Genomic DNA, 9854 nt, shown 5'->3' on the forward strand with positions numbered 1-9854 from the left:
AAGTGACTGCCTGACAGGAAAGTCGAACGCATGATGGATGTCTGTCTGTTCGGAGTGGGGCTGATCGGCCGGGTGCATGCGGGCAACCTCGCCCGCCATTCGAAAGTGCGGCTGCGCTACATTGTCGATCCAAACCGGGAGGCGGCCGAGAAGATCGCTGCCGTGACGGGCGCAGAGATCGCCGACACCGAAACCGTGATGAACGACCCTGCGGTGAAGATGGTGTTCATCGCCTCGGCAACGCGGACGCATGCCGAGCTGACCATGGCGGCGGCGGCGAAAGGCAAGGCGATCTTCTGCGAGAAACCGATCGATCTCGACCTCAAGCGCACGGACCAGTGCCTGGCCGCGGTCGAGAAGGCCGGCGTGCCGTTCCAGATAGGCTTCAACCGCCGTTTCGACCCGAGCTTCCGGGCGCTGAAGGAGCGCCTTGTCGCCGGTGAGATAGGCGCCGTCGAGCAGGTCATCATCACCAGCCGGGATCCCGAACCCGAGACCGAGGAAGCGCTGGCCGGGGGCGGGGGCGTCTTTCGCGAAATGACCATCCATGACTTCGACATGGCGCGGAACATGCTGGGCGAGGAACCCGTCGGCCTCTTCGCGACCGGGTCGTCCCTGGTGGCGCCGCAATACAAGAAGCTCGGCGACTACGACACCGCGATGTTCATCCTGCGCACCGCCTCCGGCCGGCAGTGCCACATCAACAACAGCGTCCGGGCCGCCTATGGCTACGACCAGCGCATCGAGGTGCATGGCGCCGGCGGCATGCTGCAGGCCTGCAACCGGCTGCCGACCTCGGTCGAGATGTCCGGCGGCAGCGGCGTCTCGCGCGACAAGCCTTATTACTTCTTCGTCGATCGCTACGCCGAGTCCTACGCCGCCGAGATCGACCACTTCATCACTTGCGTGGAGACGGGAATGAAGCCCGCTGTCACGGCCAGCGATGGCCGCAAGGCGATGATCCTTTGCGAAGCAGCCCTTGCCTCCGCCAGATCCGGCAGGTTCGAGTCGGTGAAGCTTTGACGGAACGGTCTCAAGTCAAACAGGAGTCTCCCCATGAAGATTGGTATGATCACCGACAGCCTGGGCAACCTCTCTTTCGACGAGATGTTGCGCGCATCGGCCGAGCTGGGGCTGGAGACGCTGGAGTTCGCCTGCGGCAACTGGTCGTCGGCGCCGCACATCGATCTGCAGGCGATGCTGGACAGTGCTGCCACGCGCAGCGAATTCGTCGCCAAGGTGAGGGATCACGGGCTGACGATCACGGCGCTCAACTGCTCGGGCAATCCGCTGCATCCGGGGCCGCAGGGCAAGAAGCACCATGAGGTGACGCAGGAGACCATCCGGCTGGCGAGCCTGATGGGCATCGATCGCGTGGTCATGATGTCGGGCCTGCCTGGCGGGCCGGGGGACGCGAATCCCAACTGGATCATAACCGACTGGCCGCCCGAATGCGCCGACATCCAGCGCTACCAGTGGGACGACTGCATCATTCCCTACTGGCGCGATCTGGTAAAATTCTCGAACAATCTCGGCATCAGCAAACTCTGCCTGGAGCTGCACGGCCATCAGGCCGTCTACAATGTCCAGACGCTGTTCCGGCTTCGCGATGCCGTCGGCGAAACGGTCGGCGCCAATTATGACCCGAGCCACCCGATGTGGATGGGCGCCGACCCCATCGCCGCAGTGCGCAAGCTCGGCTCCGCGATCTACTATGTCCACGCCAAGGACACCCGCGTCGAGCCGATCCCGGCAGGCATAGACGGCACGCTCGATGCGCGTCCGCCGAACCAGTATGCGGAACGGGCCTGGAATTACATCACGCTGGGCTACGGCCACGGCGAGTTCTGGTGGCGGCAGTTCTGCACTGCGCTCAAGCAGGTCGGCTATGACGACGTGCTGTCTATCGAGCACGAGGACATGATGCTGTCGCCGATGGAAGGCATGCGCAAATCCGTCTCGCTGCTGCGCAACGTCGCCATCAATCTAGCTTAGGCGAGGACATGTCGAGCCTCGAGCCAAGAGAGGATTGCCGGTTGGGTCGGCCTCGACGACGGGCTGGCAATCTCCAAAGAAACCTTCGCACGGGAGCCGAGCGATGATTCTGTGTGAGAAAGCTCAAGGGAGATGATTCGCATGGTCGATCGTGTTCTTGGTCGGGTGATCGTCATCAACGACGGCTCGAAGGACGAGACCTTGCAGCGCCTGATCGAGGCCGCACCACGCTCCTGTCAGAGTAGAACTGCGTGGGCCGCTTTGACCCAAATGCGATCTCGCGGGCTGTTACGCAAACGGCAGCTTTGCGCCAAATATCGGCCGTCGAGATACGTTACCGCGCCCTCCAAAAGCCGGCATTCGGAGCAGCAGCGCACTGCGTTAATTGCGTTCCTCGCTCCAATTTCAGTCTAATTTCAGCTCCGCATCATGACGATCCGCCGGCCTCGGGCATCATGATCGAAAAACGTGGAAACGCATCATGACGGATATAGAAGGCGCACAGCACTGGACCGAGAAAAATTCCCGCAGCTTTCTGGACTACGGGCGCTACTTTGTTCCAGAACGCGAGCGCCAGGTCGACATGATCGCCGACCTGATCCCAGCGGCGTCGGGCAGCTTGTTGGTCGAACTCTGCCCCGGCGAGGGGCTGCTTAGCCAAGCCTTGCTGGAGCGATTTCCGGACAGCCGGGTGCTGGCGCTCGACGGATCGGGTCCGATGCTCGAACGGACACAAGAGACCTGCCGCGATCATGCCGACCGACTGATCACAGCTACATTCGAGCTGGCGGATCGCGACTGGCGAAGCTTTCCCAGCCGCCGCATGCGATCGTCTCATCGCTCGCGATCCACCATCTCGACGACCGGCAGAAGCAGATCCTGTTTGCCGACCTCGCGGCGGCGCTCCGTCCCGGCGGTGTCTTGGTGGTGGCCGACATCGTGCGGCCGCCGAGCGCTGGCGGCCTCGCCATCGCCGCGCGGCAGTGGGACGAGGCGGTGCGTTCGCGCTCGCTCGCGATTGACGGCGACTTGGCTGCCTTCGCCGAGTTCAACCGGCTGGGCTGGAACTACTTCAGCAATCCCGACGGCGAGCCAATCGACAAGCCGTCCTCGCTGGCCGAGCAGCTTGGCTGGCTGACCGAAGCCGGGTTCAGCGCGGTCGACTGCATTTGGCTCTTCGCCGGCCACGCAATCTTCAGCGGGCGCAAGCCTTGATGTCGGAGGACAGCCGTGATGTCTTCGAACTTGCTAGGATTTTGATCGACGACTGGAGCAAAGTGTGTAGCTGCTTTCCGTCCGGAATTGCGTGAAACTGACCGTCGCGTGCAGTTGTTTGACGTCTCCTTCGAGGGGCGACATGACGACGTTCGAATTCTCCGGCCACAAGCTCGATCTGCGCAAAGGTAGGCTGCGGAGGGGCGGGCACGACGTTGACCTCCGAGCCAAATCGCTTTCGCTGCTCACCTATCTGCTGGAGAACGCCGGCCGCGTCATCGGCAAGGACGAGCTGGTCAATGCCGTTTGGCCCAACATCGCTGTCTCGGACGATCCCCTCACCCAATGCATGAAGGATGTCCGCAAGGCGCTCGGCGCGGATGCGGAAGGCCTGATCCGCACCGTGCTGCGGCGGGGCTATGTGATCGATGAGGATCGTGTGCGTCGTATCGGGGATCGCGAGGTGTCGGCCACGGGCGCGGGGCCGGGCGCCGGCGACGCACCGTCGATCGCGGTGCTGCCCTTCGAGAATCTCAGCGGGGACCCGGCGCAGGACTATTTCGCCGACGGCATGGTCGACGAGATCATCACGGCGCTGTCGCGCATGCGTTGGCTGTTCGTGATCGCCCGCAATTCCAGCTTCGCCTACAAGGGACAGGCCGACGGCTTGAAACGGGCCGGAGCCGAACTCGGCGTGAGATACTTGCTGACCGGCAGCGTTCGCAAGGCCGGCGACCACATCCGCCTCACCGGACAGCTCGTCGATCAATCGTCCGGCAAGACGATCTGGGCCGACCGCTATGACGGAACCATGGCCGACGTGTTCGACCTGCAGGATCGGCTCGCGGAGAATGTCGTTGGCGTCATCCAGCCCTCCATCCTGTCGGCCCAGATCGAGCGTGCGCGACGCAAGCGGCCGGAAAGCCTCGCCGCCTACGACTATGTGCTGCGCGCTTTTCCGCTTGCGTGGTCGCTCGAGCGGGCGCAGAACGAGGAGGCCGGGACGCTGCTTGATCGCGCCATCGCGATCGAACCGGATTATCCGTGGCGCTTTCGTTGCTTGCCTGGTGCCATCTGCAGCGCGTCGCCTACCACTGGACCGAAACGCCGGCCGCGTCTCGGGACGAGGGCATGCGCCTGGCGCAGAAGGGGGCGGCGCTCTCCGGCGATGACCCGATGGTCCTCGCGGTGCTCGGCGCCGCGCACTCCTTCGCCCGTGACTACGATGTTGCCGACATGCATCTGGCGCGGGCGCGCGCGCTCGATCCGAATTCGGCCTGGGCTTGGCTGCGCAGCGCCTGGCTTGATGTCTATCGCGAGCGGCCCGAGGCGACGATCGAGAAGTTCGGGCATTTCGAACGACTGAGCCCGCGCGACCCGATGAGCTACATGGCTGAGCTCGGCATAGGCGCCGCCCATCTCATTGCGGCGCGCTACGAGGAAGCATTGGTCATGACGCAGCGTGGGGTCAGCCGGCAGCCTGGCGCCACCTGGGGGCTACGCCAGCTGGTGACGGCGCTGGTCCATGCAGGCCGCAAGGAGGAAGCACGGCGCGCTTGCGACAGGCTGCTCGAAAGCGATCCGGGTCTGACGATCGCCAAGATCTGGGACCGACTACCTTTCGAGGCGGGCACGCGCGAGCGCGTCGCAGCCAGCCTACGAGAGGCCGGCTTGCCTGAGTGATCTTGTCGCCGGCGACCGGGCCGCTGGCGCGGCACCTCAGCATTCGCGGTGACGGCGCCGATCGTCAACGACCTCGCCAGCGTCGCGGTCGCATCGCGGCCAACGGGGAGCGCGAACGCGTTTTCGATGTCGAAGGCGGTGAGCCCGATATCGCGGCGCTCGCATTCGCTCATAGCGGCAAGGGCAGCGAGGTCTCTGCGTGCCTTCCAGAAGCGAGGCAGCCACAGCAGCGCCGATGTCACGGCGGCCAGCAGCCGTAAAGGCCGGAAGGGGAAAGCACGCGACGGGCGATCGGCTGCGAGACCGATGAAACGAACCATCGTGGTCACGATCTTTGTCTCCATCCTCGAACTGCCTCTAGCGGCAGCAAGGATGAGGGTAGTTGGCGCGAGGCCGCGACGCGTGAGGACGCGGCGAAACTTCCGGGAAATTGCGGCGAAATCAACGGGCGGCAACTAGTCTGAAATGCAATCAGTGTCGCCTTAGAGGTCGGAGAACGAACCCGCTGCGCGGGATGGGCGCGCTGCAACGGGACCTTCATGCCGCCCTCGTCGATGGCCGGCTCAACGTTCACTACCAGCCCCAAGCCCTCATAAACGGGGAGATCGGGGAGTTCGAAGCACTGGTGCGCTGGCATGATCCGGCAAGGGGAGACATACCGCCCTCCGCTTTCGTCCCGATTGCCGAGGAAAGCAGCCTGATCTGCGACATCGGCGCCTGGGTACTGCGAGAAGCGTGCCGTCAAGCGGCATCCTGGCCGCGCGATCTACATATCGCGGTCAATCTCTCGCCAATCCAATTCAAGCATGGCGATCTGCCGGGACTCGTGCACACGATCCTGCTGGAAACGGCCTCGCCCCGCACCGCCTCGAGCTCGAAATCACAGAAAGCGTGCTGATCGACAACTCCTCGCGCGTTCTGTCGATTCCTCGCGGTCTCAAGGCGCTCGGGGTGCGCGTCGCCATGGACGATTTCGGGACGGGCTATTCCTCGCTCTCCTATCTGCAGTCCTTCCCGTTCGACAAGATCAAGATCGACCAGTCCTTCGTCGCCAACGTGGCCCATCCGCAGTCGGCGGCTATCATTCGAGCGGTGATCGGCCTCGGCCTGCAGTTGCCGGTCGTTGCGGAAGGGGTCGAAACCAGCCATCAGCTCGATTTTTTGGCCGACGAATCCTGCGATCAGGTACAAGGTTATCTGATCGGGCCACCGCGACCGATCGAGGAATATGCGCGACATACCGGTCATGGCGACATACTGGTCCGTCGCCAATCAGTCCAGAAGAAGCGTTATGTTCAACATTGACGGTCACGCTTCCGGCCCAAACAGGGCATTTTCCTGACGAAGGTCAGCAAGGTGTCATGAACGTAGGGTCGTGAAAGGCGCGGTCGCGCCATGTTGAGGCGTCCCGACCCGCGGTTGGGATGGAGCGTTTCTACGCTGTGGCATAGCGCAACCGCGCCTGACCTGAACGCGTGCAGAGTTCGATCCCGTATTGGTGTTTGAGTGCCCCTACGAACGCCGCCGCTGCCCAATCGGCTAAAGCTGATGCGCCAGCGAGCTCACCCGACAACCAGAACAGACAGCCGATTAGCGGTAGCCAGCCGAACCCGACGGGACCGCCGCGCGGCTGGACCGCGGCTGCGTAGTTGACATGTGCGGCGAGCAACGTTGCCAGCTGATTGGCTCCCCTCCCGCCCAGTTTCAAATATAAATATTGTGCGCCGCAACAAATTGTTGCACTGTAGGTAATACTGCCACATACTGGGCTCGTTGTGCTGGGCGCGGGCGATACACCATCGTCAACCGGGAGGATAAGGAAATGTCCAAGACCGCCGACAAGCCCACCGGAACCGCCGAATTTCCGACAATCGACCCTGGCAAGGCCAACGATCAACTTCGTGCAGTCGCCGAAAAGGGCGTCGAGCAGTCGAAAGAAGCTCTTGCAAAATTCCAATCGGGCGCTGAAGACGCCCGGAAGGCGCTCGAGTCGACCGCCGAAGCCGCGAAATCGGTCGGCAACGAGCTGTCGCTGAAGATGATCGCCGCATTGCGCGCCAATGCCGAAGCTGATTTCGAGCACGTCGAGGCTCTGGTCCGTGCGAAGTCGCTGCCAGAAGTTTTTGAGTTGCAGACTACCTTCCTGAGCAAGCGCGTCGAAATGGGTGTCGAGCAAGCCAAGGAATTTCAGGAACTCACTACCAAAGCAGCGACCGACATCTCCAAGCCGGTCAAAGACGTCTTCGAGAAGGTGCTGAAGGATCTCAAGGCGGCCTGATTTCGCGGTTTCGCACGACTGCGGCGCGGCCGACAGGCAGACTAGCGTTGCGAGCATATGGAGCACGTTCACCCCCTCTCGCTCAATGCTTCAAAGCGACCTCCGCGTCCGGAACAGGTTAGGGATCACAATTCCGGACGCGGCGCCGGCCCCCCCCCCTCACTGGTCGGCCACCCCTGCGGTTGTCACTTCATCCGCCGAGGTTGTGATGGGCTGGCTCACGAGAATCACGTCGCCATCCCGGACAATTTCGAAATCGACGGACGGCTCACCGGCAGCTTGGGGCACCGAGATGACGACGCGCTGGCCCGAGCGAAGTGTGGAACCGAACCGGATAGGCAATCCCTCCGCTCCGGATGCCAAGGTCGCGACGACCTTGTAGCCGTCTTGCTCGACCGTGTAGTAGACGACCCCGTCGAAGCGGGCGAGATGAATGCTATGCCCGTTGCCCGGTGCGAATTCGGAAGTGGTATAGGAGTGGTGTGAAGGTGTGAAGGATATTGAGGCTTACGAAATGAGGGCGGCGTAGCCACGTCTCTTCATGTAAATCTCTGATATTCCGTCAGAAATTTGGTAGCGGAGGAGAGCTACCGCCAATACAGGGCTGTTGTCGAAATCGTTTGCTAAGGGAACGTTTCTAGTCGCCGTGTGCGTGTTTAGGTCTAGCTCGTTTCGCTGTAACGAGGCGTTCGTATCGGGTTATCGACATAGGCCAACAACCGGCAACAATCGAGTATGTCCGCCCACCCGTCACCATCGTCGCGGACAACCCACATAGCGCGCCAGTCGTAGGCGACCTGTTCGGCGCCGGAAAAATGTTCCTGCCGCAGGTGGTGAAATCCGCGCGCGTCATGAAACAGGCTGTGGCAGGCCTGCCGCCGCACATGGAGGCGGAGAAGCTCTCCAACGCCGCCAACGGCATCGACAATGGCGAGCGCAAGACCGCCGGCAAGATCCTGATGGCGACGGTCAAGGGCGACGTCCACGACATCGGCAAGAACATTGTCGGTGTCGTTCTCGCCTGCAACAACTACGAGATCATCGATCTCGGGGTCATGGTCCCGGCGACGAAGATCCTGCAGACGGTGAAAGACAATAAGGTCGACATCATCGGCCTGTCGGGCCTCATCACGCCCTCGCTCGACGAAATGGTGCATGTGGCATTGGAGATGGAACGCGAAGGATTCGAAATCCCGCTCCTGATCGGGGGGCGACCACCAGCCGCGTTAATACGGCGGTCAAGATCCACCCGAGCCACGCCAGAGGCCAGACCGTCCATGTCAACGACGCCAGCCGTGCGGTCGGCGTGGTATCGGCCTTGCTGTCGAAGGGCACGAAGGATGGCTATATTGAGCGCATGCGCGCCGACTACAAGAAGGTGACGGAAGCGCATCACTGTTCAGAAGTCGACAAGCTGCGGCTGCCTCTGGCCAAGACCCGCGCCAATGCCCACAAGATCGATTGGGTGAACTACGAGCCCCCCGGCGCCGTCATTCTCGGGCGTCGGGCCGGAGGATTTCGGCTGGCGCTCTTCGTTTGTCCGGCCTGCCTGAGCCTGAGAACGCTAATGGCCCACCAGGTTAACGCGCTATTTCGTTCTTCAGCAGAGGAGAGCGAAAATGAGTTCAGATCAGAACCGGGACACACACGAATTCGTGGTCATGGATGTTCAGTTGGCCGACAACGAAACCGACGATGGCATAGCGCTCATGCTCACGGATGCCCGTGGCGGCCGGGCACGGATGCATCTAAATGGTGACATGGCCGAGTTGCTGCGCGAGAGGGTCGCATTTGCGCTCGACAGGAACATGGGACCATAGCGCAGCTATGGCTGCGCCCTGCGAATGGTCGCCTTTGCCGAGGCCGCTTCCATCGTAGGCCTGGCACTAGGCGGCAGGCTCCGCCCGGTCGAGTTCGCTGGATCACGACCCGATCATGCAGATAGCGGGAGCCGCTTCGATGCTGCAGCTTCTCCGAGGTTATGCTCTCGGAGGGCGGTAGTATTCGAAGGCCTCCTGAATTGCGCGTCTTTCCTGATCGGATGAGGCTGGTTTCGCCGACTTAAAGCCTATTTGGCTCGGCAATCCGCGCTCTCGCGATACGACGAGAAAGGTGATGTCCGGTAACCCCGTGGAAATCTCCTCGCGGCTGATCTCATCCAGGCTTCCAGTATCCCATGTTCGGGATGCCGACCCCGCTGACCCAACTCCGCATATGTGATCGCTAGGCCTCTGGCCGCGCGCCTGATTAACTCTGCGCGAATTGCATCCTTTCGGTCCGCGAATGGTACTTTGACTGACATAGTATGCTCTCCTGACGAAGCTAAGCTCCGACCCGGTTCCGCTAACCCTCAACGTTCGAATGGCAGATAGTTATGTCATTCTCCGAACGACCCAGAGCGACCGTCCCGCATGAGCGATTCCGAACACGGGTCGAAGGCGCGAATCATCTTTGAGCCGCTCAGCCTCAGCCACATCAAGAAGCAGGACCTGCTGATCGGTCTCGTTTGCATTCGGCGTAATCCACCAGCGCCGATCCTCGCAGCAAAGCCCGGCTTCCGGATGCTCTTGCAGGTACTCAATCGCATATTCGGCGTCTGCTTTTCGCGGTCCGGCGTCGACGGACATTTGCTCTTTTCCTCCTCCGTCTGCGATCGCTAAGGGACTATATTCGATTACAGCGC

At 61.9% G+C, this 9854-nt stretch carries 10 protein-coding genes and 2 pseudogenes; 9 read left to right on the forward strand and 3 right to left on the reverse strand.

Going from position 1 to position 9854, the window contains the following annotated elements:
* Positions 1-30 precede the first annotated feature (30 nt).
* Complete coding sequence (gene iolG / locus EH240_RS17625) at positions 31-1023, forward strand: inositol 2-dehydrogenase (RefSeq protein ID WP_125000476.1); 993 nt, start codon at positions 31-33, stop codon at positions 1021-1023.
* A gap of 33 nt (positions 1024-1056) precedes the next feature.
* Complete coding sequence (locus EH240_RS17630) at positions 1057-1995, forward strand: sugar phosphate isomerase/epimerase family protein (protein ID WP_125000478.1); 939 nt, start codon at positions 1057-1059, stop codon at positions 1993-1995.
* Between the two features lie 427 nt (positions 1996-2422).
* Here EH240_RS17630 and EH240_RS17635 read toward each other — a convergent pair whose 3' ends face one another.
* Positions 2423-2833: a hypothetical protein gene (locus tag EH240_RS17635; RefSeq protein WP_125000481.1), complete on the reverse strand. Its 411-nt coding sequence runs from the start codon at positions 2831-2833 to the stop codon at positions 2423-2425.
* Positions 2834-2916: 83 nt separating this feature from the next.
* On the opposite strand from EH240_RS17635, the gene EH240_RS17640 reads away from it, so the two are divergent.
* The 5 genes and pseudogenes from EH240_RS17640 (at position 2917) to EH240_RS17660 (ending at position 7171) form a co-directional block, all read left to right on the forward strand.
* Positions 2917-3210: a hypothetical protein gene (locus EH240_RS17640; protein ID WP_125000484.1), complete on the forward strand. Its 294-nt coding sequence runs from the start codon at positions 2917-2919 to the stop codon at positions 3208-3210.
* 142 nt (positions 3211-3352) lie between these two features.
* Positions 3353-4576: a winged helix-turn-helix domain-containing protein gene (locus EH240_RS17645; RefSeq protein ID WP_125000487.1), complete on the forward strand. Its 1224-nt coding sequence runs from the start codon at positions 3353-3355 to the stop codon at positions 4574-4576.
* A gap of 14 nt (positions 4577-4590) precedes the next feature.
* Positions 4591-4893 (forward strand): tetratricopeptide repeat protein, encoded by a 303-nt coding sequence (locus tag EH240_RS17650; protein WP_125000490.1) that lies wholly within the window; start codon positions 4591-4593, stop codon positions 4891-4893.
* A gap of 505 nt (positions 4894-5398) precedes the next feature.
* A pseudogene (locus EH240_RS17655) lies at positions 5399-6198 on the forward strand (putative bifunctional diguanylate cyclase/phosphodiesterase); the annotation flags it as partial.
* Positions 6199-6715: 517 nt separating this feature from the next.
* Entirely contained in the window at positions 6716-7171 is a 456-nt protein-coding gene (locus EH240_RS17660) for a phasin (RefSeq protein WP_125000493.1), read from the forward strand.
* 159 nt (positions 7172-7330) lie between these two features.
* Here EH240_RS17660 and EH240_RS39050 read toward each other — a convergent pair whose 3' ends face one another.
* Complete coding sequence (locus tag EH240_RS39050) at positions 7331-7513, reverse strand: hypothetical protein (protein ID WP_245436150.1); 183 nt, start codon at positions 7511-7513, stop codon at positions 7331-7333.
* A gap of 443 nt (positions 7514-7956) precedes the next feature.
* Between EH240_RS39050 and EH240_RS17670 the strand changes: the two are divergent.
* Positions 7957-8678: pseudogene (locus EH240_RS17670) on the forward strand (cobalamin-dependent protein); the annotation flags it as partial.
* Between the two features lie 112 nt (positions 8679-8790).
* Complete coding sequence (locus EH240_RS38000; RefSeq protein ID WP_167484051.1) at positions 8791-8991, forward strand: hypothetical protein; 201 nt, start codon at positions 8791-8793, stop codon at positions 8989-8991.
* 552 nt (positions 8992-9543) lie between these two features.
* Here EH240_RS38000 and EH240_RS17675 read toward each other — a convergent pair.
* Positions 9544-9854: hypothetical protein (locus EH240_RS17675; RefSeq protein WP_245436152.1), on the reverse strand; the 311-nt coding region annotated here is incomplete at its 5' end.

This window comes from Mesorhizobium tamadayense (genome assembly GCF_003863365.1).
GTDB classification, from domain to species: Bacteria; Pseudomonadota; Alphaproteobacteria; order Rhizobiales; family Rhizobiaceae; genus Mesorhizobium; species Mesorhizobium tamadayense.

Coding starts and splice junctions, on each gene's coding strand:
- iolG (WP_125000476.1), top strand. CDS start 31: ATGATGGATGTCTGTCTGTTCGGAGTGGGGCTGATCGGCCGGGTGCAT.
- EH240_RS17630 (WP_125000478.1), top strand. CDS start 1,057: ATGAAGATTGGTATGATCACCGACAGCCTGGGCAACCTCTCTTTCGAC.
- EH240_RS17635 (WP_125000481.1), bottom strand. CDS start 2,833: ATGAGACGATCGCATGCGGCGGCTGGGAAAGCTTCGCCAGTCGCGATC.
- EH240_RS17645 (WP_125000487.1), top strand. CDS start 3,353: ATGACGACGTTCGAATTCTCCGGCCACAAGCTCGATCTGCGCAAAGGT.
- EH240_RS17650 (WP_125000490.1), top strand. CDS start 4,591: ATGAGCTACATGGCTGAGCTCGGCATAGGCGCCGCCCATCTCATTGCG.
- EH240_RS17660 (WP_125000493.1), top strand. CDS start 6,716: ATGTCCAAGACCGCCGACAAGCCCACCGGAACCGCCGAATTTCCGACA.
- EH240_RS38000 (WP_167484051.1), top strand. CDS start 8,791: ATGAGTTCAGATCAGAACCGGGACACACACGAATTCGTGGTCATGGAT.